This is a genomic window from Streptomyces sp. NPDC091387, from assembly GCF_044756945.1.
Lineage (GTDB): Bacteria > Actinomycetota > Actinomycetes > Streptomycetales > Streptomycetaceae > Streptomyces.
Window position 1 is genome coordinate 1 of record NZ_JBIVTZ010000009.1, and the last position, 21,759, is coordinate 21,759.

Sequence of the window (21,759 nt, forward strand, 5' to 3'; positions counted from 1 at the left end):
CGACATCTCGAAGCGTGGAGAACGGCCGTCTCGGCCGTCCCGCGAAGAACTCCAGATCAGCAGGTCGAGTGAAGCCCGAGGTTAAAGATCAAGCTCAGATACCCGTACAGCACCACACCGCAAACAGCCCGGAACTGCCGGCCGAGAAACCCGGCAGGCACACCCACCCCACAGGCCTCCACACGAAAACCCTCCCCCTCACCATTCGTCTCCCCGCACCGGCCCACACCCCCGGATACCTGAGCATCCGGCCGAGGCCGGACACCCCAAACACCCAAGAACACACACCAACCCACCAAACCCGGACCCGGACCCGCACACCCGGTGCGCCTCATGGACGGTCGCGACGCCGCCCGCGCAGCCGCACCGCTGCCCGCAGGACTCAGCACAGCTCCCGGACACGGACCAGGTTGCCCGCGGGATCACGCAAGGCACAGCCGCGGACACCGTAGGGCTGCCCGGCCGGTTCCTGAACGGCCTCACTGTCACCGGCCTGCACCTCCTACAACGTGGCGCCGAGGCCCGCGGTGGCCGGCAGGATCCACCCCCAGGCACCCTTGGCCATCATCCCGGTGACACTACGGCGCTCATCCCGCATGACACCCGGATCGGCGGCAGACAGTGCCCGAAAGACCGACGTACCGGGCTGACCGGCCGGACCGGCCGTGATCCGGCATCCTGCCCTGTCCGACATCGCTGCGGACCTCGAAGCCAAGGACGTCACGGCACAAGGCCAACGACGCGTCCGGGCTGTCATGCGGCAGAGCCGTCATGTAAATGGTGACGTCCATGGAAAACACGCTGGACACGGCCGCGTGAACGGTGCGTCTCGATTCCTCCTCGGTCCGGACACCTCCCGGCGTTCACCGGCATACCCCGGGAACACACCCGACGCCCCGTCAGCCGCCCCGGGAAACAGCCCGGGCCCAGCGCCGGCCCCTCCAAACCGGCACACCGGCCCTCCCCCGGCCCCACGCCACGGCCAGCACCCCCGATGACGGTCCCGGGCGATCCTCAAGCGGGGCCGGAGCGCTCCTCCAGGCAAGTGGCGGACCGTGACCCTGACCCAGAGGGAGAAAAAAATGGGCGATACCGGCACCACGCCCACGTTCCGGGTGGAACGCGGGCGGGCCACCGACGCGGAACTGGCCGCGGTCACCGCCGTGCTGTGCTCACTGCTCGCGGCACGCGACGAGAAGAACAGCGACGTACGGCCACCCCCGGCCCCCCGGTGGGAACCGGAACGGGCCCGCACTGTCTACCACTCCCCGTACAGCTGGCGATAGCAGCCGGCCCCTCCACCCCGCTGAATCACGCGCGCGCCACACCCCACCAGCACACACCGCACCAGCGGCACTCCGTACGGCGGGACTCCGACCGGACAGCACCCGGAGAGCGAAAGGGACGTGTCGTGACAGCAGTGAACAACCCATCTCAGGCCTCCGCGGAGACAGCCGACGCCCACCCGCGAACGGCCCAACCGCATACAGCCCGTGCACAGACAGCCCGTGACACCAGCGAGGAACTCGCCAACGCCCACGCACGGACCGCCGAACTGCACACGGTCCACGCACAAGCCATCGGCGGCCCCAGCGAAAAAGCCACCGACACGCAGCACGCCAAGGGCAGCCACACCACCATCACCGCCAGCCAACCACAAACACACACGGCACCCTGAACATCGAAGCCTCCGAAAAAGCCGCACGATTCATCCAGATGTGCGACTGGCATGTTGTTACCTCTCCGGAAGTTGCTCCGTCATAGGAGTGACAGGCGAAAACCCCACAACGCAACCCGATGAAGGAGCGCACTTCCACATGGAAAACCGACTCAAGAACAAGAACACGAAAAACGCCGACGTATGGACCGCAGTCCAGCACCTCCACAAGGCAATCGCCGCCGGAGGCGTCGACCCGAAACTGCTAGCCCTGGTCCACCTCCGCGCCAGCCAGATCAACAGCTGCTCGCCATGCATCTACGCCGGCGTCACCCAAGCGAAGAAAGCCGGTGAAACCGACGAGCGGCTCCACAACGTCGCAGCCTGGCGCGAAGCCCCCTTCTACACCGACGCAGAACGCGCAGCACTGGCACTCACCGAGGGAGCCACCCGACTGCAAGACGGCGCAGAAGGCGTCACCGACAAAATCTGGGAAGACGCCAACACCCACTTCACCGAGGAACAGATCAACGCAATCAACCTAGAGATCGCACTGACCAACTTCTTCAATCGGCTCAACCGCACCACCAAAGAACCAGCCGGCCAAACCTGGAACTGAAACCAGCATGGCCCGTACCCGCCAACGGGCCTTGACCCAAGGCCGGGTAGTTAACGTTTCCGCAGGTCACGCAAGCCAGTTGAAGGATCTTTGACGCAGAGCAACGGAGCTCGTTGGGACAGGCAGTCGTCCAAGACAGCTTGTACTCGAGGAGCTCCGTTGCCGTTTCATCAGGTCCTGCCGGCCCCGGTGATGGCCATCACCCGTCCGGTCACCGTGGCCGCGGGCCGGTTCACGCCCGGGCATCTGGGCGAGCTGACGGCCGTCGTGCCGTTCGAGCTGGTCGACGCGGTCCTGGCGGAGACCCGCTCTGTGCAGAGACGACTGCGTGATCTTCCTTCGCGGGCCGGGATCTACACGGTGCGTCGTACTTGATCACTCGGAGTGGTAACTGCTGTACGTGCGGGCGGCCTTCGGCTGAGCATGTGATCCGACCAAGGAACACACCAGCTCAGCACGAAGGCCGTGGGGATGAGACTGTCGCATCATGCTGTCCGACAAGATCTGTTTGCGGGACTGTCCCGCTTCCGGGGTGAGTTCTACTCCTGTCTGAAGAAGCGTGCGGACGCGCTGTTCGAACTCCCGGACGCGTGTTGTGCGCGGACGGCCCGGTCCGGTCGCTCGTGGAACTGTCGCTGGTCAGTGAGCCTTTTCAGTGTGGCCACCGATCGGGTGACGGGGCTGTAGGCGTGGGCGGTGCCGCGACGCACAAGGCTCCCGTGCCGTTGAGGGAGCAGTCGTCACCCGCGAGGGTGACCGCCGCTGCAAGCTCTCACCGCACCAACGGGCTGTCGTCGCAATTGAGTACCTGCACCGTCACGACACTCTCACCCCGCATCGCCGTCGCCCCCAGGATGGCTGCGGCCAGTATGGGACAGCCTCTTGCGGGAGAAGCGCGCCGCACCTGTGTACCGATCTGGTGCCGATGCCCCAGATCGCAGGGGTGATGCGGGTGTGCACACGGGATGATCACCTTGTTCTGTACACCTGTTTGGCTTCTGAGTGCACTTCGGGGGACCTCTTGTACCGCTTCACCCGCCGCACTGGCAGTGCTCTGACTGCCGTCGCGCTGATTACCGGCATGGCATCCGCCTGTTCTGACTCGCCTCCGGCGTCCAAGGCTTCGCAGCCCGAGAGGGCGGCGAGTTCCACCGTGGCTCCCGTAGTGCAGCCGCCCTCCCGGTCCGGCAGGGAGCAGCTGAACGAGGAGGCCCGCGACTTGCTCAGCATGGCGGAGCGCCTGGAGTCGGACGAGAAGGGGTTGGTCTCGGCGGGAACCCTCGCAGTGCCCGGGCAGAACCTGGACGAGAGCATCGAGTCCGGCACGGCCCTGCGGGTGGAGGTGGCGTGTGCAGGGGAGGGCTCGGTCACCTTCACGGTCTCCTCAGGCGCCGCCAGGACAGCTGAGCGCGTCGACTGCACGCAGCCGATGACGAAAGGGTTCGACTTCACTACGGCCGGGCCGAGTCTCGCGATCCAGGCGGACTCACCCGAGGAAGACGGGGTAGGCACCGCCTACATGGTGAGCCGCGTTTCCTGAATCGATCCGGCTGACGGCCCTGGTCTCGGATTCGGAGCACGTCCCGCAATTCGCGAGGCGGTTGTCCTGACCTGCTTGGTGAGTACCAGACTTGAGTACTGGTACTCACACCGTGCCGTGGTTCCGCCGGGAGCATGTGGATCACAAGATCCTTTGGGGGAATCGATGAACTCTCGCACTCTGCTGCGTCTGACCTTTGCCAATACTGCTTCCGCCGTCTACCTGGGCCTCGTCGGGGTGTCCGTCGTGTTCGAAGGGGTGGCCGCACTGGTCTCCGATCCCGGCATCGTCGGGATCTGGCCGTTCCTTCTCACCGCCCCGTGCTCCCTGCTGGCAGCGGGGGCAGTCGGTGCGATCGGAGGCATACACGCATCCGTCTGGTTCTTGGTCGGCGGGGTTGTCGTCAGCGCGTTGGTACAGTCGTTCGTTCTTGGAGCGCTCGTGGAGACCCTGCGCGGCCGCCGACGAGGGGCCACGCGGCCGAGTCGAGTCTGAACGGTCGGGTGACGGCGGTGAGGCCGCAACGCACGAGGCACCCGTGCCGTTGAGGGAGGTGTTCGAAGTCTCAACTCATCAGTGCTGGTGCCTCGTTGGTTCCCTATCCTGCCGCACTCGACCTGCCTCATGCGCTGGTCGAGTGGGTCACGATGCTCATCGTCACCCGCGAGGGTGAACGCCGCTGCAAACTCCCGCCGCACCAACGCGCGCTCGTCGCTCTGGTGTACCTGCGCAAGCACGACACCCTGGCCCAGATCGCCGCGGCCTTCGGCCTATCGGTCGGCACCGCCCACGCCTACACCACCGTGGTCATCGAGCTCCCGGCCGACCGGTCCCCGGGCCTGCTGAAGGTCCTGCGTGAGACCGACCCGGCGTACGTGCTGCTCGACGGGACGCTCGCCGAGTGCGACCGCGTGGGCGACGGCCAGGCCGACTACTCGCACAAGCACCGCCGCCACGGCGTGAACGTGCAGGTCGTGACATGCCCTGCCGGCCAGATCCTGTGGATCTCACCGGCCCTGCCCGGCCGGTGTCACGACCTGACCGCGGCCCGCACCCACCGGATCATCCGGATCTGCGAACGCCAGGGCGTCCCCATCCTGGCCGACCGCGCCTACACGGGCGCCGGCCCCTGGGTCACCACCGGACGCAGACGCCCACCCAACGGCCAGCTGACCCCGACAGAACGGACGGTCAACCGGGCACTGGCCGCGTCCCGAGCTCCCGCCGAACGCCGTATGGCACGACTCAAGTCCTGGCGAATCTTCCGAAGATCGCGATGCAGCCCGAACCGCATGACGTCAATCGCCAAAGCCGTCCTCACCCTGGAGAGGCAACGCTGAAAACGCTCAGTGAACACCGTCGCGGCCACGGCGGGCTCTACGACGCCCTGTCCGCAGGCCGGGTCGATGTGGCCCGGCCGCGACGGGCCCTGGCCGGGGTGCCTCTGCCGCGGGCGGCGGACGGCCGGCTGGTCCTGGCCGCCGACCTAGGCCAGGGCCCGGTTAAGGGGCGCCGAGGGGACCGGTCAGGGGCTGGCCTGGCTGTCTCCCGCGCCCTGCGGCAGTACCCCGCCCGCACGCCCCCGTTCCGCCTCGGCGACCAGTTCGCGGACCCGGGCCGCCGGAACGGGCACCCCGGGAGTGCTCAGGAACCAGGGGAAGTAGTCGGCAGGGGTGAGAGCGGCGGGCGGTTCGCCGAGGTACGGCTTGGTGTACACGGGCGTGCCCGGTTCGCTGCGCCAGCTCTCGGCCAGCGTGCCCGTGTCCACGGTGTCGTAGCCGAGGGAGTCCAAGAGCTGTGCCGCTTCCTGTTTCGCCGTCTCGTCGTCGCCCGCGACGGGCAGGGCGCTGCGGTCCGGCGCTCCGGTGGGGCGAGCGAGGGTGAACAACTGGTTGGAGCCGATGCTGTTGAACGCCTTCACCAGACGCGAGCCCGCGAGGTGGCGTTGCACGAGGCTGCTGGAGGTGAGCTCGCTTGAGTCCAGCTCCGCCAGGCGGCCGTCGCGCTGCGGGTAGTAGTTCATCGTGTCCAGGACCGTCTTGCCGCGCAGCGCCGCGACGGGCAGCCGGTCGTAGGCCTTGAGCGGGATGGTGACGACGACGAGGTCACCGGCACGGGCGGCCTCGTCCGGGGTCGCCGCACGAGCCCCCTCGCCCAGCGAGGTCACCAGGTCAGCCAGTGTGTCGGGCCCGCGGGAATTACTGAGGACGACATTCATTCCGGCCGCCACAGCAAGGCGTGCCAGGGAGGTTCCGATCAGTCCGCTGCCGATGAGGCCGAGCGTTCGAGGCACTGCGATTTCTCCTTCTGCGGTGGGAGGCGGCCGCGAGCCGGCGCAGCCCTGCGGGCGCCTCTCGGCGCTGGAGGACGGGGGGACACCTCGGTGTGTCACCGCACATGAGGGGACGTGAGCACGGCTGCGCCCGGCGGCCGACAGGCTCCGGCTGATAATCCGGAGGCCGCATCCGTTTTCTATCACGAAAAAACGGAGGTAGCATCCTTTTCATGTTCGGAGTGCTGCTCATCACCCGCCCCACCCCGCAGGAACAGCCGTGAGCGCCTCGCAGCCGGTGGCGCGCAAACCCCGGGCGGATGTCGTTCGCAACCGGGCCCGCGTCCTCGACACAGCGCTACGGCACTTCACCGAGCATGGCGTCGGCACCTCACTGGAGGCCATCGCCAAGGACGCTGGCGTCGGGCCCGCCACGCTCTACCGGCACTTCCCGACCCGGGAAGCACTGCTGGCCGCTGCCCTCGACGTGCACGGCGAGGCACTCCTGGAACAGTTGCCGTCCCTGAAAGACGCGGCCAATGCCGACCAGGCCCTGCGCCGCTGGATGCGGGCCCTGGAGGACTACCTCAGCACCTTCAGCGGCCTGCCCGAACCCGTCCTCACGGCACTCGCCTCCTACGACTCTCCCCTCGCCGCCAACTGCGAGAAGCTGGTCGCGATCACGGACGACTTCGTCGACGCCGCTCAGCGGCACGGCACAGCCCGTCCCACCGTACGCGGCAGGGACCTCTTCCTGGCCACCCTCCTCCTCGCCTGGACCCGCAACGCCCCGATCGGGGACGACGCCCTCCCCACCCTGCGCAACCTCCTCGAAACCGGGTACAGCACTCGCTGACCGGACGGGATCCTCAGCGGCCCGGCATGCCTCCCCACCTCAACTCGGCCCGCCACCACCATGATCTTCCTCGGCATGATCGCCGGAGGGCCTGGCACACAGCCCGCGCGCAGAGCACGTCAGGGCCTCCGTAGCGGTCGTGAAGCACTGCCTTCATCATGTAGTCGTTCATCGTTCCGCCCGGGTCGGGGCAACTGGCCGACGTGCTGTTCGAGTACGAGATCACCGACCTGAGCCTGGGGTTCTACAGCGAGTATCACGCCACCGCGGAGCTGGTGGAATGGCTCCTCACCGATGTGCGCGACCGTGTCACCGACTCCCGTCTCGACGATCCGGACTTCATTCACCACCTCCAGCAGCTGATCAGCGCTCCAGCTGACGTCTCAACCGACGCGGTTCACAAGGACGACTGCTGAGCTCTTGGTGTTGTGGTCGGCTATGCGGTGAGTGTGAGTCCGGTGCCGGTGAGGCAGCGGTTGGGGCCCGCTCCCCTGCCCTGATCGGGCTGCGTGGTGTGGTGCCGCTGCTGGCGGACGGGGTCGGCCGTCCTTGGCCGGCTGCTTCGGCTGCGGTCCGTCCGCGACGACGTGGCCCCGGGCTTCGGCGGCCAGGGTGAAGGCGGCCAGCCGGGCGAGGTTCTTCGGCGTGTGCACCCACGTCGCGGGATCGGTCGTACGGCCCCCAAGTACTCCTCGGGTATCGCGGCCTGCTGATGGACGTGGACGGCGGCGGCCCACTGCGCCGGAGTGAGCGTCGGTGGCCGATGTGTCGCGGCCTGGGCTTCGTCCTGCGCGGCGGGTGCGATGCGGGCAGTGCGGATCGCGTTCTGCAAGGCGAGGCCGGCGACCCGGGCCCGCTCGTACCGGCTCGACTCCGGCTTCCCGTCGGCGCCGACGATCCACCACCGGTCAGGCTCGACGAAGTCGGCGGTGTACTGACCCGGTCCGGCGCCGGGGCCCGACGGCCCTTCTGCGGCACGGGGACCTGACGGGAGTGCCGCGAGAGGGTCGCGTGGGCGATGTAGTCGTCCAGGCCGCGCGTGAACCCACGGCCGCGCAGGGTCTCCATGAGGTACCGGCGCGCTGCAACCAGGACGTGGCGGCGAGCGAAGGATTCGCGCACCTCGCCAGTGTGTAAAGCGTCCCGTCCGCCACCCCATGGTGGTAGAGGCGGCGGGTGTCCACGGCGCCCCACACCGGCTCCCCGTCGTCGTCCAGGCGCTGCACACAATTCAGGACCAGGCAGTGGTCGCGCAGGAGCGGGGCCCCGTCCCGGTTGTCGAAGTGCCTAAACGCCGCGACCACGAGGGCCGGCGTCTTCGCGCGCCCGAGGACCACCAGCTCTCCGCGACCTCATCCTCCAGCCAGCGCAATGCCCTGGCGCTGGCCGGCTCGTGCGCCCGCTCGATGACCCGGCGCGTCCCGTCGTCTTCCAGCGCCCACCACACGATCAGGGATGCCTGCGGCCGGAAGGTGAAAGTCGAGAGCGAGCAGCGGTGCCTGCTTGCGCGCCGGCGCGCTCCGCGAGGCCAAACGCAACCAGACGCGGGTCGCCGACCGCCTGGCAGGCCGCGTCCAACTGCAGCAGGCGAGCGCTGCTTGCCCATGGCGTCTTCGACGAGGTTCGGTGAGGCGTCACGTGGAATTCTGACCGTCGTTGGCGGAGACCGTGCTGCCGGTGCCGGGCGATGGCCTTCCGGCCCGGGTCGTCGGCGTGGTTCCGCCCTTCCCGTTGTCTCCTTCGCCACCGGTTCCGCTTTCCAGGATGGAGACGATGGAGAAGAGCGAGAAGCAGACGCCGCCGAGGCCGACCAGGACCCGGGCTGCGACCAGCACTGCGGGATCAGCCGCTTCGAAGAGGAATGACGCGAGGAACAGACAGAGCAGAGCGGTACCGACCGGAATCAGTGGAACCCGGTTCGCCAGGGGGGCCTTCCGCCGCCAGACGAGCGCAAGGAGCAGCACCTTGCTGAGGATGCTCCAGCAGATGAGTCCCAGTCCGATGAGTACGTACCCGGCGGACAGCTGGGCGGGCCGGCTGTGCGCGGCGATAACGATCAGGCCCCAGATGATGCCGATGGCTCCCAGGACAGCGGCTGATCCGGGCCAGAGGATGCGTTCCTGCGCGGTGTAGGTGTTCTGAATCTGCCGCAGGATGCTGGCGACCAGTCCGATGAGACAGGTGCAGACGAGTGCCAGGCCGATCATCACGTGCCCGGCGGTGAACCGTCCCGCCGCGACTCCGCCGCCCCCGCCTGCCAACAGGGTGAAGGCCCACGCCCAGGTGGCCAGGGCCGCGAGGATCGGAAGCGTCAGCAGGATCAGCACGGTGGGCGGACCGAAAGGTGCCGGCGAGCGCGGTGGTGAACCCTCCGGCAGCGCCGAGTTCTCGGCGATCAGGACGAATCGGGTAGAGGCTGTGGCCACACACGAGACACACAAGCAAATCATGCCTACACCGAAGATCACATGTCCGGCAATGAAATCAGGCGGTGTCGGGTTCCCGATCAGCAGGCTGAGCCCGTAGCCCACGGTAGTACCGGCGACCGCGAAGCCGAACGCCGGGTAGAGCAGGTGGTCCAGTCTGGTGTAGCGGCCGATGAGCTGCCTGATGATCGTTGCCGCCGTGGCGAAGAGGCAGAGACAGATGGCCGCCAGGAAGATGAGTACCAGGCCGGCGACGCGCGCACTCGGCCCGGAGGCATGCGTCAATACATAGGCGCCCAATCCAGCTGATACGGCACCCATGAGCACAGGTATTGCCCGGAACAGAACGCTGATTCCGTGGTTCACCAGGCCTCCTCATGGTGGTGTTTCAACCATCGTCACGCCGGGACCGTGCAGCCGCGACCGGAGGACCGCCGGACTCGTCTGTGAACCCGGCGGCGCCGCGTACCGGAGGCCGCGGTCCCCCGCCGCCGTCCGGGAACGGGGTGTCCTTCACCCGGCCGTCCACCGACTGCCGAATCGGCTGCGCTGCCGGGGGCTGCACGGTAGAGCTGCACTGCCTGATCGACTGACAGTGATGGTTCCGAAGCTCCGGCCAGGGCCGGGGCCACCATTGCGGGAGGCCGGGGTGGGCAGCAGTGTGGGCGGTGCTTCGGTGTCCAGCCGCGCGCTCCCCGACGAAGTCACTCAGTTACTGCGGGGTGAATCGCGCCGCGAGCAGATCGTCGAGCGCAGGGCCCAGCACCGGCAGGACGAGCTCGTCGGGTGCGGGCCGGCCGGTGGACAGCGCGGTGTAGAGAGCCCACAGGCGTCGGTGGACAGCGAGGTAACTCATGGCGTCGGCGAAGGCCCGGGGAAGCGTCATGACCACCCGGCTGTGACCGGGGCGGCCCGGCTCGCGGAGCACAGTGATACGGAGCAAGGGGCCCTGCTCCCAGCTTGGGTTCCAGTGGTCGTCGCAACGCCCCAGCTGAGGGGGTGCGATGGACTTCGAGATCCGGAAGGACCGGAAGCCGCAGGGACGGAAGAAGCTGACCCGTGAGCGGGCGGCATACTTCCAGCTCATGCAGCAGGGCTACAGCAGCAAGGAAGCCTGCCGGATCGCCGGCATCGACGTGCGGACCGGCAAGAAGTGGCGCAATGGCCGCCTCGTGCGGGGCGAGCAGACGCTCCATCATGTTCCCTCCCCTGAATGCACCGACCGCAACACCATCGCCCGCCACGCCAGCAGCGGAGTCGGCTTCATTCGGTGTTCATCCGGACGAATGAACACCGACTCCCCGGCCTCTCGGAGTGGGGGCGTGCTGGCTGTCGACGCCAACAGCACGTCAACCCGAAAGCGCACGGAAGCCGTAAAGCCCGTAGTGGCCACAGCCCGCAAGAGAAGTCGGGGACGAACTGCGTGCGACCTGCATGAAAGTTCATGGTTTCCGAGAAGATTCCGCCCCGCTGGAGACCACCATGCTCATAGCGATTCCCAAGGGCGGCCCGCCAGAAATTCAACGTCATGATGCGGCCGACGACGTCGAGACAGCCCACAGTCCCGCTGCATTCCCTGTGTCCCTATACACGCCTCGGCTCCACTCCGAATCCGCGGCGGGCCCGCGGCCTGCGGAAGGGCCATCAAGCCAGGCGTTCCGGACGATCGGCTGCGGCGGTCTCAGATCCGGTGGTGCAGTGTCTCCAGCCGCAGATCCTTGGCCGGGCCGCGTACCGTCCACACCACCCGCCAGCAGTCCGGGGCGAGCACACTGAACTCGCCCCGATAGACGTCCTCGGCGCACGGATGGTCGGCAACGTAGCGTCCGTCACGCAGGTCCAGGGAGTGGAACGGGCGGCCGTCGGCGAACCGTACGAACGCTGCCCCGCCACCGGCTGGCTCGAAGAGATGCTCGCGGGAGGCCTGCCGGGTCTCCCCACCCCAGGTGAACTCTCCCCGCTCCACATGCCGCAGTTCGACGCCGGGCTCCTCGCGTGTGAAGTCGGCCGTACCTCGGAAAGTGCCGCACCGGTCCTGGGCCAGGTCGTACACGGTCCGCTCGACTCGCCATCGTCCAGCGAGATAGCCGAGAGTGTCCGCCACGAACCGACGTCCACCGGGCGGAATCGCTCCCCCGCCCGCCATCGTGTCCTGTGGTGCCACCGTCTCGTCCCTCCGCCTTGTCCGTCCGCCCTCCTCCATGCTAGTGCCGCATCAGGCAGCGTCCGTCTCTTCGGACGTTGCCTGATAGCCGGCCGGACGCCCGCATCCGGCCGTACAAACAGAACTGTGGCGGGCCCTTACTCCCGTAGGGTGCTTGGGTGTTCAATCGGCTTGAGGTCAGTGCGCGGCCGGCCGGGCCCCCGATGGGCTGCCCAGTTGTCTTGCCGGGTCGATGGCGAGGATGTGGTGGCAGCGGTGGTCGGAGAGGGAGGCCGCGGCCCGTTTGCCGAGGAGGCGCTGCCTGCCGATGGCCTGAGTCCCCTCTGGGCAACCGGCGAGGAACGACGTGTAGTGCTGGGTGAGCCCGAGTGCACGGGCGGATGCTGTGGCTACCTGTCCGTGGTCGTACAGCGCCATGGCGAAATCGTGGAGTGGTCAGACTGGCAAGTGCCCGTTGGGGAGTCGCGCCCTCCGACTTTTCACTTCGACGCCGATCAATACGACGCCGAACTGTCCCGCGCGATGACAATGCCTCCCTCGTGGAAATCCGCCGCGTGAGTGCTTCCCTACGCGGCGCACCGGGCCAGAATGATCACGTTGCTGGACGTGTACAGGGTCGTGAGACCAATAGCGACGAGGGTCGCGGATCATCCGCAGGGCACCGGGTCGGTGGTGACCTGGCGGCGGGCCCAGGTGGTGGTGTCGTGGCTTATGACTGGGGCTTCGAGCAGCAAGGTCAGCACTACATCCATCGCAGCTTCGTGTTGCTCGACGACGGGATTCAGATCAATCAGCCGGTCCTCTTCCCTCCTGAGCAGCAAGGCTGGTGGTACTGCGACCTGGTGGCTGTGGTCCAGGACAGCGAGCTGCTGCGGGTCGACGACCTGTGGATCGACGTCATCGTCGGGCCGCCCGACCACCCCTACCGTCTCCTCGACCTGAATGAATACGGCAGGGCCATGGCCGACGGTCAAGTGAGCCCTGCTGCGGCCGCGGACGGCTTGATCCGCGCCCAACGCTTCCTGGACCGGCGGTTGAACCGCCGGCACGAAGCGGAGCGCAGCCGGCCGGACTTCCCACCCGCCGAGGTCAAGGCCATGTTGTCCGTCGACCTTCCTCGCGACTGGACGCTTATGGAGAGCTGAGTGCGGTCCGAGCAGGGAGAATCGGCACCGCACTCAGGCCTTCCGCGCCCTCACCCGCCGCCGCGTCAACCGCCTCCGGGCTCTCTTGTGCGACGGGCGGCAACGCTACGAGCTCGCGCCGCCCTTCAGCCCTTGCGGCCGGGTCAACCACATCAGGTGCCCTCGACGTTCGGGCCGTGAAAGGTTCAAGCTCCCCAGGTATCAGGCGAGTTGCTTGAGGAGTTCGGTGGCGAGCAGGCGGGACGAGGCAGGGTTCTGGCCGGTGACGACGTTACGGTCGACCTCGACGTGCGGCGCCCACGGCTCGCCCACCTCGACCTTCAGACCGGCCTCGGTAAGCCGGTCCTGCAGCAGCCACCTCGCCGTCTCGGCGTTACCGGCCAACTGCTCCTCCGTGTTGGTGAAGGCGGTGATCCGGTAGCCGGCGTAGGCGTTGGTGCCGTCTTCCTTGAGTGCGGCCAGCAGCGCGGCCGGACCGTGACACACCACACCCACCGGCAGGCCGGCCTCCAACGCCTCGGTGAGGACGCGACCGGAGTCGGCGTCGACCGCCAGGTCCTCCATCGGGCCTTGGCCGCCGGGAACGTACACCGCGTCGAAGTCCCCCGCCCGCACGTCGGAGAGGGCCAGCGGGCTGCGCAACTCCGCAGCGCCTTCCACCACGGCACGGACCGCGGCAGCGTTCGCTTCGCCGCCGTTGGCCCGAGCGCTGAGACTGGACGGGTCCGCCGGCGGAACCACGGCGCCGGGAGTGGCCACGGTGATCTCGTGGCCCGCGGCCTTGAACGCCTGGTACGGGGTGACCGCCTCGTCGGCCCAGAAGCCGGTGCGGACCTTGCCGCCGTCGGCCAGCGTCCGCTGGTCAGCGCCGGTCATCACAAAAAGGATCTTCGCCATGTGCTCTCCTGGAGGGTTCCGGCCTGCGTGGTCGCCGCCCCGCAAAGGCGCCTTCGCCGGGCGCCACCAGGGCGACACCCACGACGTTAGACCCGCACGCCACAGCAGTGCCAATAGAGCTACCGGTGGAGATACCGATCCCGGCCATCGGAGATCCGATGCGGACCATGGGTGCGACGACAGCGGGGGACGGACGGGCAACCGTTCGAGCACATGCCGTGGGCATTCGCCGAGACCGTGCGTCGAGTTCAGCCGCGTCGGAGTGGTCCGGCGGTCGCCACCGCCACCAACGCCCCGCACCGGCGATCGGTCCAGTCCCGTACCAGGAGCGTGTCGTCGCCGGCCTTGAGGCGTGCCTCGTGGCGGACCCACAGCCGCAGCAGCGCCGAACACGGGTCGGCGTGGTCTGCGGCCGCCCGGACCTCGGCCTCCGGGAGGAGCCGGGCCAGTACTGGTACCGGGCCGGGACGGCGGTCCATGGGTTCGACGTCGACGCCGATCGGCCCCGGCCCCACGGCGGCCGCCACCCTGCCGTCGGCGTGGCTGTAGGAGAGGCCGACGCCGGGATGCGTACGCAACGACGGCCGGCCATGTCCGAGTCCGCCGCACTCCGGGCAGTGCTGCTCCAGTGCCGTGTCGTTCGGGGCCCGCCCTGTGAAGCGCGCGGCGCACAGCCTCACCAGCAGGCGGGCCGCCACCACGTCGTCGCGGCGGCTCGGCACCCGGATCCTGGCCAGTCGCCGCAGCTCCCACGGCAGGAGCAGGCTCTCGTCCAGGTCCGGGTGGTCCAGAACCTCCCCGGTCGCCGCGACCGTCACCAGAGCCGGCTGGCGTGCGGGCTGTGGCGCGGGCGCGGTGTCAGTCACGGTCGGGCGCTCACCCTGCGGCCGCGACGGAGGGGGTCAGGAAGCGCTCCCGTACGCGGTCGAGCGTACGGAAGTCGTCGATGGTGACTTCCTGGAGATCGATGCTGCTGCCCGAGATCTCCTCCAGGAGGTCGATGAACTCCAGGAAGTCCATCGAGTCGATGAGGCGTGCCTCGATCAGGTCCTCGTCCGGGGCGATCTCCTCGTCGAGTCCGGGGTTCTTCTCGTACAGCCATGCGATGACACGTTCCATGGGGCGCGGTCGCTCCTTGCTCTTCGCGGATTTCCTGATTCCTGTGGCCGTTCGAAGCCCAGGCTCCGGGGGTTCAGATGCCGGCGGCGCTCAGTCTTTCGAGCGCCTGCTCGGGGCTGCCGTGGGCCAGAATCATGGCGTGGACCCAGCGTTCGACGCCGAAGGCGACGCACGCGCTGTACACCGGTCCGTGGGAGCCCGCGCGGATGTCCAGCCGCTCGCCGAAGAAGTTGCGGTGCCGGTTGACGGATGCGATGGCCGTCCCGTCAGGAGCGCTGAACTCGTGCTTCACCGGGTCGAGCGCCATCAGGCGGGCCCGGGAGCCACCCTTGTCGTAGAACGGGTCGTCGGCGGCGGCGCGGGTCAGTTCGAGGCCGAGGAGCGCTGCGGTCTCCTGTACGAACTCCGCTCCCTGCTCAAGGTGTTCGACCGCGCCGTCCTTGGTGCCGAGGTAGAGGACTTCGCGCATGTGGAAGCCCCAGAGCCGGCGCAGGGCGTCGTAGTGGGTCTCGTTGCGGAAGCAGCGGCCGGTGGCGGAGAGGCGCAGCCCCTCGTCCCCGACATCGCTCCCTTCCAGGGAGAGCAGCAGTCCGTAACAGGTCGCCGATGGCAGCAGGTAGCCGGTGGGCCGCAGGGGGAGGCCGGAGGGCGGGCCGCCGTCGGCGAGGACGTCCAGCGCTTCCGGAGTGAAGGCCCCTGCGGAAACTCCGAGTTGAGGGAAGTTGCGGAAGTAGTCGAGCTTGGTCAGCCCGTCGGCGGGCAGCAGCGGCGGGCCCACCACCTCAGGGGCGCCGAGGCGTCCGGCGAGGCGGGTGAGGAGTGTGTCCAGGCCGCGTAACAGGGCCGTGTGCACCGGGTCCAGCGGGATCAGGCCGGGCCCCGGGCTCTTGAGACCGCCGTCCGGCAGGACCGTGATGCCGGTTGTGCTCATGAAAGAAGTGCTCCTCTGGGGTGGTCGAACAGGCAGGGGCCGGAGCCGCGCAGTGGGACCTTAGGCCAGCATCCGACGACTTGTCTAGACCAAAGGTGCTGACTCAACTTGGCTCGGCATGAGGGCATTTCGGGATGCGGCCGTGCGCCTTTGTGACATCCGTCGCGACACTCGGCATCCACTTGACAGCAGAGCAGGTCTGGACCAATTCTGCTCAGCGACGTGGACGCTCATCTCCGCCCGCAGCAGCCATCCGTACACGCCGCCTCACGCCATCGCTCCGCCGAGGGCCGCCCCGTGCTGCCGTCGTCCGTGCCCTCGGCCGGGGCCGCACTCCGCCGCGCCCCCATGTGGCATCCACCGAAGTTCCGCTGGAAGGGACCCCATGACGCCCCCCGTTACCCACCGTCGACGCCCCCGTTTACACCGGGCGGCGACGGACGCTCCGTACTTCAGCGCGGACGGTGAGGCCTACCTCGCGCAGAGCACCCTGCGCGAGCTGAAGAAGACGCAACCCCTGCGGGTGCTGTCCGAGGAGGACTTCGCGCACTGGCAGACGTACGGGTACGTCATCGTGCGCGAGGCCGTCCCGGCGGAGGCGGCACGCCAACTGTTGGACTTCACCTGGAAGTTCCAGGGGCTCGACCCCGACCGCCCCGACAGCTGGTACGAGGACCGGCCCTTCCGCTCCGAGCTCGACCAGCAACTGCACGTCTACGGCTTCGTCGAGGCGTACCACCACCAACTGCTGTGGGACAACCGCCAGGCGCAGCGCGTGTACGACGCGTTCGCCGACGTGTGGGACTGCGAAGAGCTGTGGGTGACGCTGGACCGGCTGAACCTCAATCCGCCCAACGTCCGCAACCGCGACCGTGCTCTGATCGAACCCACGGACCGCGGCTTCGACATCGAGCTGCACTGGGACATCGACACCACGCTCGGCGTCCCGCCGCAGCGCGTGCAGGGCATCATCGCGCTCAACGACACCAGCCCGGAGACGGGCGGATTCCAGTGCTGCCCGGAGCTGTTCAGGCAGTTCGACGAGTGGAGGATCCGCCAGGGCCCCGGCCGCGATCCGCTGCGCCCGTCCATCGACCGCACCGAACTGCCCGTCGTACGGCCTGATTTGCACCCGGGCGACCTGCTGATCTGGAACGGCCTCCTCGCGCACGGCGTGGCGCGCAACATCTCCCCGGACGGGGTGCGGGCGGTCCAGTACCTGTCGATGATGCCCGCCCTGGAGGAGCACTCCCGGCTGCGGCAGTCGAGGGTCGAGTCCTGGCGGCACCTGCGCACGCCGCGCTGGAACCGCACGCTCGTCGGCGATCCCGTACTGCACGAGTCCAAGCGGTACCCCACCGCCGCGCTCACCCCGCTGGGCAGCCGCCTTCTCGGGCTGGCCTCGTGGCAGGACGCCCGGGACGACGGCGCCGCGGTGGGCAGCGCCACGAACCCGGCGGACGGCGAGCGGGGCGGAGCGTCCTCGTGCGTCGTGTCTGTCTGACCCTTCCCACCGACCGTGCCTGCGAGGCGACGATCGCCGCCGTCGCGGAGGAGGCGGCGCACGGCGCCCGTGAGTTCGGGGCAGAAGTCCATCTGCTGATCCTCGACTCCGCCGACGCCCCGGTGCGCGCCGCTCATCGCGAGGGGGTCGAGGCGCTGGCCCCCGCGCCCGGTGTGATCGTCCACCACATGGACGAGGATGCCCAACGAGCCCTGCTGCGGGCGGTGATCAGCCGCTCCGGAGTCGCCCGGCCGGAGCGGGTGCTCGACCTGCTGCTCCCGCAGGGCGTCTCCTACGGCGCCTGCACCAACCGCGCGTTCCTGATCGCGGAGGCCCTGGGCTGCGCGTCCACCCACCGTAGGGATTCCGACAGCCGCTACCAGACGGCAGACGGCGCCCCCGTCTTCCCCCTCCACCACGAGCTGCGGTCGCTGGGCCTCCCCGCGTCCGAAGCGGCCGGCCTGGTGACCCGGCGGCGGCTGGACCCTGCGTACGCCCACCGGCGTGTGTCCCTGGTCGGCGGGTCGTTCGTCGGCGAGATGTCCGTGGACGTCGAGGAGATCCGCCGGCTCGACCCTGCCGTGTACCACGAGGTCATCGGCCTCTCGATACCCTCGGGACAGCCCGAGATCTGGCGACGCAGTCTCGTCGAGAGCTCGTTCCGGGGCGCCGGGACCACCCCGTTCACCGACGACCTGACCACACTGACGCTCGTCGCCGCGACGCGGGTGGACATGTGCAACATCGCCTTCGACCGCGAGGTGTACGGCCGGGTGCCGCTGCCGCCCGCCCTCGACACGATCGGCAGCGACTACTTCCTCATCCATGTGGTGCAGGACGCCGGGCTGCCCGGCGTCCTGCACAACCGGCACATCGTCAACTACCACACCGGAGAACGGCGTTCGGAGAGCGGATTCCTCGCCTACCAGTTGCGGCTGGCGAAGTTCATCCTGTCCACGCCGTACCTGGACGCCGTGTACACCCGGATGCGAGCAGCCGGAAGCACCCTGCTCGACGACGCCGGGCACGTCCGCGCCCCGGCAGTCGCCCGCTACGTCCGGGAGGCCGCAGCGCTGGATCCGGCGGAGAACTCCGGGCGCCTGGACGTGCTGGAGCGCTGCTACCGCTCGCTGGGCGGCCGCTACACCGGCGCCGCAGACCTGTTCGCCGCCCGTCGCAGCAGCCTCCTCGACCACGCACGCACGGACATGGACGACTTCGCGCTGCTGATCGACGCATGGGAGCCCCTGACCCGCACCGCGCGCCGCACCGGGCTGACCGCGGCCTCGCCGGCTCCGTCCCTCTGAACCGCCCCAGGGCGCGAAAGGCATCACATGAACAACCCACCGGGCACCGCTCCCACGACGCGCCGGACTCCTCGGACGGTACGCCGGTGACGGCGGTCGCTCCCTCCGTGCGGCCGTTGGGCACCCGCACCCGCACCCTCACCGTCGTCTACGCGGACGGTGCGAGGGGCCGCGGGCCGCTCACCATGGGCCAGGCGAACATGATCCGCTGCATCCTGCGGGACGAGCCGGAGCAGATCAACATCCACGACGTGTGGCCCGTGCCCCCGGAGACCGCTCTCGACGCGGTGACCGACGCGCTGCGCCTCCTGGCCCTACGCCACGACGCTCTGCGCACGACGTTCCCCCGCTCCCCCGGCCCCGCACACCGGGAGCAGCGGGTTGCTGCCGAGGGGTCGTTCGAGATCACCGTCCTCGACCACACCGACCTCTCCGTCGAACCTGCGCGGTACGCCGAGCAGGTGGCCCAGGCCGCCCGCTCCGAGCGGTTCCGCCTCGACCGCGACTTCCCGCTGCGGATCACGGTCCTCCTCGTCGGCGGCGCACCGCGCTTCGTCGCCCTGGCGGCCAGTCACGCGGCGACCGACGGCAGCGCCCTCGCCGTCCTGCGCGAGGAGTGGCTGGCGCTGCTGGCCGGCGAATCCCTGCCTCCCGTCACCGCGTTCACGCCACTGGACCTCGCCGCCGAGGAGGCCGCACCGGCCGGGAGACGGAAGTCCGCGGCGTCCCTGAAGTACTGGGAGCGGGTCCTGCGCACCGGACCCCAGGCGATGTTCGCCGAACCGGGCGCGGTGGGCTCAGAAAATGTGCAGCGCCGGCTGACGCTCCGCTCACTCAGGGGCGGCCGGGCGCTGGCCCGGACCGCGGAGCGTACCGGCGCCTTGCCGTCCACCGTGCTGCTGTCGGCGTGGTGCGTGCTCGTCGCCCACCGGGCGGGCCAGACCTCGTGCGTGGCCGCCGTGCCGACGTCGAACCGGTTCACCACCCGTCTCGCCCGGTCGGTCGCCCCCGTATCCCAGGACGCCCTGCTCTTCCTCGACGTCCAGGTGCCTTCGTTCGACGCGCTGCTCCGCAAGGCGTGGGGCGCGGGCCTGAACGCCTACCGGCACAGCCAGTTCGATGCCGTGGCCCTGTGGGAGATGATCGGGTCCGTCACGTCCGAGCGCGGCAGCCACTTCGCACGCGATGTCGTGTTCAACGACATCAGCTCTCTGCCCACGACGTTCGCGCCCGTCGTGGCACGGGAGACCGAGGCGCCGGACCTGGAACTGGAACTGGGCCCGGAGCAGGTACTGCCGACCCGCCTCCTCAGCTTCGTCCACACCACCACGCCGCTGCTCCACCTCAGTCTGTGGACGGACGCGCAGCTCTTCCCGGGCACGGCTGCCGAGGGCTTCCTGACCGGTCTCGTCAAGCTCCTGGAGGCATCCGCCGAAGCGGACATACCGCTTGACACCCTCACCGAGGTGACGGGCGTGCGGCCTCCCACCCGTCCCGCCGGCTGGCAGCAGGTGGACGGCTGCTGGGTCTCACCGGCGGATGTGGCGGACGGCCTGGCGGCGGCGCTGGGCGGGCTGCCTGTGCACGTGACCACGGGGTCCGTGGACGGCCAGGACCCGGACTCCCGGACCCTCACGGCGTTCATCGCGTCCGGCGACGTCTCGCTGACACCCGGCCGGGTCCACGCGGCACTGATGGAGACCCTCTCCGGCAACCCCGGACGGCTGGCCCCGCACCGGTACGTGATCGTCCAGGACCCGCCGGCCCGGACCGACCTCACCTCTGCGTGGCTCAGCCGGAACATTCTCATGGAAGGGACCGGCCGCGACCGGACGATGTGACATGACCAGAGACGACTCCACCGAACAGCCACGACCTGACGCCCTCCCCAGCCCGTGGAGTTCCCACCGCTTCCGGCTGTTCTTCACCGCCCGCAGCACCTCGCTGCTGGCCGACGGCATGCTGATGGTCTCCCTCACCACCGCCGTGCTCGGAGCGGGTTACGGCGCCGGCGGCGTGGGCTACGCGCTCGCCGCGTGGATGACCCCGATCGCCCTGCTGGTCCTGTTCGGCGGCGTGCTCGCCGACAGGTTCACCCCGCAGGTGATGATGGTCGGCGCCGACGCCGTACGCATGCTGGCCATGCTCGCCCTGGCCGCGCTGCTGGTCACCACCGACATACGGCTCTGGCAGATCATGGCGCTGATGGCTCTGAGCGGCGCGGCGACCGCCATGTTCCAGCCGGGGCTGGCGAGCATGATCCCCCAGGTCGCCGAGGACATCCAGCGCGCCAACGCGCTGCTGCGGATCTCCGAGGCGATCAGCACACTGATCGGCCCCGGTCTCGCCGGACTGCTCGTCGCCTACTGGGACGTGGCGGGCTCCTACCTCGCCATCGCGGCCGCGTACGCCCTCAGCGCGCTGGGCCTCATTCCCCTGCGCAAGCTCAGCACGGCCCGGGACGAGGGGAACGACCCGATCTGGCAGCGCCTGGCCACCGGATGGCAGGAGTTCCGTTCCCGTTCCTGGCTGTGGGGGGTCATCGCCGTATGGGCGGTCTACGGCCTGTTCGTCTTCGGCCCGTCCCTGCCCCTGGGCGCAGCGCTCCTGACCGAGCAGCACGGAGCCGGCGGCTTCGGCTGGATCGCGTCCGCCGACGGCGCCGGCACCATCGTCGGCGGCCTGCTCGGCATGCGGGTCCGGCCGCGGCGGCCGTTGGTCGCGGGGGCCTGCGCGATGTTCTTCTTCTCGCTCAACCCGCTGGCTCCCGCGCTGGGCTGGTCCTTCCCGGTAGCGGCGGTCACCGGGATGATCGCGGGCTGCGGTTTCGCCTTCTGGGGGGTGATGTGGGCGACCAGTGTGCAGTCCCACATCCCGCTGGCCGTCCTCAGCCGGGTCTCCGCGTACGACGTAGCCGGATCGATCATGGTCATTCCGCTGGGCCGGGCCCTGTCCGGTCCGGCGGCGGAGTTGGCCGGCGCCGACCGCGTCCTGCTCTTCTCGTCAGGCACGGGTCTCGTCTGCATCGCCGTGATGCTCTCCATCCCGGCGATACGGGGCCTGGGCCGCGCGCCGGTGGCGCCGGCCGAGTCCCCCGTGCCCGAGATGCGGAACGTGGAGACGCTCACCGCACCCGCGCCGGTGACGCCCGGCACCGCGGACGCCGCTCCCTCCGTGCAGGACGACGGTGCGACGCCGTCCGCATCGGGCCGTGACGGGGTGCCGGTCTCCTGAGGACGCCGTGATGGCCCGCCGCTCGTCCTCGGGTCCCCGCGCCCGACGCAGCCGAGTTGCGTCCCGCGCACGTGCGGGTCATCATCGA

The 21,759-nt window shown here is 69.1% G+C and carries 25 protein-coding genes and 4 pseudogenes; 17 read left to right on the plus strand and 12 right to left on the minus strand.

The annotated features are described in order from the left end of the window. Nucleotides 1-382: 382 nt before the first annotated feature. Nucleotides 383-791 (minus strand): annotated as a pseudogene (locus tag ACIQM0_RS19235) (VOC family protein). Nucleotides 792-1,082: 291 nt separating this feature from the next. On the opposite strand from ACIQM0_RS19235, the gene ACIQM0_RS19240 reads away from it, so the two are divergent. The 10 genes and pseudogenes from ACIQM0_RS19240 to ACIQM0_RS19285 form a co-directional block, all read left to right on the plus strand. Then, nucleotides 1,083-1,286: an acyl-CoA carboxylase subunit epsilon gene (locus ACIQM0_RS19240; protein WP_401288035.1), complete on the plus strand. Its 204-nt coding sequence runs from the start codon at nt 1,083-1,085 to the stop codon at nt 1,284-1,286. Between the two features lie 125 nt (nt 1,287-1,411). Then, nucleotides 1,412-1,678: a hypothetical protein gene (locus ACIQM0_RS19245; protein WP_401288811.1), complete on the plus strand. Its 267-nt coding sequence runs from the start codon at nt 1,412-1,414 to the stop codon at nt 1,676-1,678. A 139-nt stretch (nt 1,679-1,817) separates the two neighbouring features. After that, complete coding sequence (locus ACIQM0_RS19250) at nt 1,818-2,276, plus strand: carboxymuconolactone decarboxylase family protein (RefSeq protein WP_401288038.1); 459 nt, start codon at nt 1,818-1,820, stop codon at nt 2,274-2,276. A 159-nt stretch (nt 2,277-2,435) separates the two neighbouring features. Beyond that, nucleotides 2,436-2,651: a transposase domain-containing protein gene (locus tag ACIQM0_RS19255; RefSeq protein ID WP_401288041.1), complete on the plus strand. Its 216-nt coding sequence runs from the start codon at nt 2,436-2,438 to the stop codon at nt 2,649-2,651. Nucleotides 2,652-2,747: 96 nt separating this feature from the next. After that, a pseudogene (locus ACIQM0_RS19260) lies at nt 2,748-2,962 on the plus strand (transposase); the annotation flags it as partial. A 50-nt stretch (nt 2,963-3,012) separates the two neighbouring features. Next, nucleotides 3,013-3,105: pseudogene (locus tag ACIQM0_RS19265) on the plus strand (IS5/IS1182 family transposase); the annotation flags it as partial. Between the two features lie 324 nt (nt 3,106-3,429). Further along, a complete protein-coding gene (locus tag ACIQM0_RS19270) occupies nt 3,430-3,816 on the plus strand; it encodes a hypothetical protein (protein WP_401288043.1) in 387 nt (128 codons plus the stop codon). 165 nt (nt 3,817-3,981) lie between these two features. Further along, a complete protein-coding gene (locus tag ACIQM0_RS19275; RefSeq protein ID WP_401288045.1) occupies nt 3,982-4,311 on the plus strand; it encodes an SCO4225 family membrane protein in 330 nt (109 codons plus the stop codon). Between the two features lie 95 nt (nt 4,312-4,406). After that, nucleotides 4,407-5,156 (plus strand): transposase family protein, encoded by a 750-nt coding sequence (locus ACIQM0_RS19280; RefSeq protein WP_401288048.1) that lies wholly within the window; start codon nt 4,407-4,409, stop codon nt 5,154-5,156. 5 nt (nt 5,157-5,161) lie between these two features. Further along, nucleotides 5,162-5,305 (plus strand): annotated as a pseudogene (locus ACIQM0_RS19285) (transposase); the annotation flags it as partial. Between the two features lie 36 nt (nt 5,306-5,341). Here ACIQM0_RS19285 and ACIQM0_RS19290 read toward each other — a convergent pair. Next, a complete protein-coding gene (locus tag ACIQM0_RS19290; RefSeq protein ID WP_401288050.1) occupies nt 5,342-6,109 on the minus strand; it encodes an NADPH-dependent F420 reductase in 768 nt (255 codons plus the stop codon). A 259-nt stretch (nt 6,110-6,368) separates the two neighbouring features. Between ACIQM0_RS19290 and ACIQM0_RS19295 the strand changes: the two genes are divergently transcribed. Continuing rightward, the gene (locus ACIQM0_RS19295; RefSeq protein WP_401288052.1) at nt 6,369-6,944 is read left to right on the plus strand and encodes a TetR/AcrR family transcriptional regulator; all 576 of its coding nucleotides are present in this window, start codon (nt 6,369-6,371) and stop codon (nt 6,942-6,944) included. A gap of 203 nt (nt 6,945-7,147) precedes the next feature. Then, nucleotides 7,148-7,360, plus strand: coding sequence for a hypothetical protein (locus ACIQM0_RS19300; RefSeq protein WP_401288054.1), 213 nt, complete (start codon nt 7,148-7,150; stop codon nt 7,358-7,360). A 492-nt stretch (nt 7,361-7,852) separates the two neighbouring features. Here the strand turns inward: ACIQM0_RS19300 and ACIQM0_RS19305 are convergent, their stop codons facing one another. The 6 genes from ACIQM0_RS19305 to ACIQM0_RS19330 form a co-directional block, all read right to left on the minus strand. Further along, the gene (locus tag ACIQM0_RS19305) at nt 7,853-8,281 is read right to left on the minus strand and encodes a relaxase domain-containing protein (RefSeq protein WP_401288056.1); all 429 of its coding nucleotides are present in this window, start codon (nt 8,279-8,281) and stop codon (nt 7,853-7,855) included. Continuing rightward, nucleotides 8,176-8,550 carry a relaxase domain-containing protein gene (locus ACIQM0_RS19310; RefSeq protein WP_401288059.1) on the minus strand — a complete coding sequence of 125 codons (375 nt, stop codon included), beginning with the start codon at nt 8,548-8,550 and terminating at the stop codon, nt 8,176-8,178. Before ACIQM0_RS19310 ends, ACIQM0_RS19305 begins: the two co-directional genes overlap by 106 nt. Before the next feature lie 28 nt (nt 8,551-8,578). Continuing rightward, entirely contained in the window at nt 8,579-9,736 is a 1,158-nt protein-coding gene (locus ACIQM0_RS19315) for a DUF2776 family protein (RefSeq protein ID WP_401288062.1), read from the minus strand. A gap of 346 nt (nt 9,737-10,082) precedes the next feature. Further along, on the minus strand, nt 10,083-10,457 hold the full coding sequence (locus ACIQM0_RS19320; protein WP_401288064.1) for a hypothetical protein: 375 nt from the start codon (nt 10,455-10,457) through the stop codon (nt 10,083-10,085). A 594-nt stretch (nt 10,458-11,051) separates the two neighbouring features. Continuing rightward, nucleotides 11,052-11,516 carry a DUF6314 family protein gene (locus ACIQM0_RS19325; protein WP_401288782.1) on the minus strand — a complete coding sequence of 155 codons (465 nt, stop codon included), beginning with the start codon at nt 11,514-11,516 and terminating at the stop codon, nt 11,052-11,054. A 195-nt stretch (nt 11,517-11,711) separates the two neighbouring features. Further along, nucleotides 11,712-11,951 (minus strand): hypothetical protein, encoded by a 240-nt coding sequence (locus ACIQM0_RS19330; RefSeq protein ID WP_401288066.1) that lies wholly within the window; start codon nt 11,949-11,951, stop codon nt 11,712-11,714. Between the two features lie 287 nt (nt 11,952-12,238). Between ACIQM0_RS19330 and ACIQM0_RS19335 the strand changes: the two genes are divergently transcribed. Then, the gene (locus tag ACIQM0_RS19335) at nt 12,239-12,679 is read left to right on the plus strand and encodes a DUF402 domain-containing protein (protein ID WP_401288068.1); all 441 of its coding nucleotides are present in this window, start codon (nt 12,239-12,241) and stop codon (nt 12,677-12,679) included. Nucleotides 12,680-12,880: 201 nt separating this feature from the next. On the opposite strand, the gene ACIQM0_RS19340 is transcribed toward ACIQM0_RS19335, so the two are convergent. The 4 genes from ACIQM0_RS19340 to ACIQM0_RS19355 all read right to left on the minus strand — a co-directional run bounded on the left by ACIQM0_RS19340 (nt 12,881) and on the right by ACIQM0_RS19355 (nt 15,626). Then, the gene (locus ACIQM0_RS19340; protein WP_401288071.1) at nt 12,881-13,576 is read right to left on the minus strand and encodes a type 1 glutamine amidotransferase domain-containing protein; all 696 of its coding nucleotides are present in this window, start codon (nt 13,574-13,576) and stop codon (nt 12,881-12,883) included. Between the two features lie 248 nt (nt 13,577-13,824). After that, nucleotides 13,825-14,442, minus strand: coding sequence for a 4'-phosphopantetheinyl transferase family protein (locus ACIQM0_RS19345; protein ID WP_401288073.1), 618 nt, complete (start codon nt 14,440-14,442; stop codon nt 13,825-13,827). Nucleotides 14,443-14,452: 10 nt separating this feature from the next. After that, nucleotides 14,453-14,695 carry an acyl carrier protein gene (locus ACIQM0_RS19350; RefSeq protein WP_401288076.1) on the minus strand — a complete coding sequence of 81 codons (243 nt, stop codon included), beginning with the start codon at nt 14,693-14,695 and terminating at the stop codon, nt 14,453-14,455. 73 nt (nt 14,696-14,768) lie between these two features. Beyond that, complete coding sequence (locus tag ACIQM0_RS19355; RefSeq protein WP_401288078.1) at nt 14,769-15,626, minus strand: hypothetical protein; 858 nt, start codon at nt 15,624-15,626, stop codon at nt 14,769-14,771. Between the two features lie 385 nt (nt 15,627-16,011). On the opposite strand from ACIQM0_RS19355, the gene ACIQM0_RS19360 reads away from it, so the two are divergent. The 4 genes from ACIQM0_RS19360 (at nt 16,012) to ACIQM0_RS19375 (ending at nt 21,671) form a co-directional block, all read left to right on the plus strand. Next, a complete protein-coding gene (locus tag ACIQM0_RS19360) occupies nt 16,012-17,130 on the plus strand; it encodes a phytanoyl-CoA dioxygenase family protein (RefSeq protein ID WP_401288080.1) in 1,119 nt (372 codons plus the stop codon). Beyond that, nucleotides 17,112-18,437 (plus strand): DUF6271 family protein, encoded by a 1,326-nt coding sequence (locus tag ACIQM0_RS19365; RefSeq protein ID WP_401288083.1) that lies wholly within the window; start codon nt 17,112-17,114, stop codon nt 18,435-18,437. Before ACIQM0_RS19360 ends, ACIQM0_RS19365 begins: the two co-directional genes overlap by 19 nt. An 86-nt stretch (nt 18,438-18,523) precedes the next feature. Then, nucleotides 18,524-20,278: a condensation domain-containing protein gene (locus ACIQM0_RS19370; RefSeq protein WP_401288086.1), complete on the plus strand. Its 1,755-nt coding sequence runs from the start codon at nt 18,524-18,526 to the stop codon at nt 20,276-20,278. Nucleotide 20,279: 1 nt separating this feature from the next. Beyond that, on the plus strand, nt 20,280-21,671 hold the full coding sequence (locus tag ACIQM0_RS19375; RefSeq protein ID WP_401288087.1) for an MFS transporter: 1,392 nt from the start codon (nt 20,280-20,282) through the stop codon (nt 21,669-21,671). Nucleotides 21,672-21,759: the final 88 nt, after the last annotated feature.

What these genes read in the sequence shown, in the direction of transcription:
- ACIQM0_RS19240 (WP_401288035.1), top strand. Translation starts at nt 1,083, where the DNA reads ATGGGCGATACCGGCACCACGCCCACGTTCCGGGTGGAACGCGGGCGG.
- ACIQM0_RS19250 (WP_401288038.1), top strand. Translation starts at nt 1,818, where the DNA reads ATGGAAAACCGACTCAAGAACAAGAACACGAAAAACGCCGACGTATGG.
- ACIQM0_RS19275 (WP_401288045.1), top strand. Translation starts at nt 3,982, where the DNA reads ATGAACTCTCGCACTCTGCTGCGTCTGACCTTTGCCAATACTGCTTCC.
- ACIQM0_RS19310 (WP_401288059.1), bottom strand. Translation starts at nt 8,550, where the DNA reads ATGGGCAAGCAGCGCTCGCCTGCTGCAGTTGGACGCGGCCTGCCAGGC.
- ACIQM0_RS19320 (WP_401288064.1), bottom strand. Translation starts at nt 10,457, where the DNA reads ATGAGCTGGAAGTATGCCGCCCGCTCACGGGTCAGCTTCTTCCGTCCC.
- ACIQM0_RS19325 (WP_401288782.1), bottom strand. Translation starts at nt 11,516, where the DNA reads ATGGCGGGCGGGGGAGCGATTCCGCCCGGTGGACGTCGGTTCGTGGCG.
- ACIQM0_RS19330 (WP_401288066.1), bottom strand. Translation starts at nt 11,951, where the DNA reads ATGGCGCTGTACGACCACGGACAGGTAGCCACAGCATCCGCCCGTGCA.
- ACIQM0_RS19340 (WP_401288071.1), bottom strand. Translation starts at nt 13,576, where the DNA reads ATGGCGAAGATCCTTTTTGTGATGACCGGCGCTGACCAGCGGACGCTG.
- ACIQM0_RS19350 (WP_401288076.1), bottom strand. Translation starts at nt 14,695, where the DNA reads ATGGAACGTGTCATCGCATGGCTGTACGAGAAGAACCCCGGACTCGAC.
- ACIQM0_RS19355 (WP_401288078.1), bottom strand. Translation starts at nt 15,626, where the DNA reads ATGAGCACAACCGGCATCACGGTCCTGCCGGACGGCGGTCTCAAGAGC.
- ACIQM0_RS19360 (WP_401288080.1), top strand. Translation starts at nt 16,012, where the DNA reads ATGACGCCCCCCGTTACCCACCGTCGACGCCCCCGTTTACACCGGGCG.
- ACIQM0_RS19375 (WP_401288087.1), top strand. Translation starts at nt 20,280, where the DNA reads ATGACCAGAGACGACTCCACCGAACAGCCACGACCTGACGCCCTCCCC.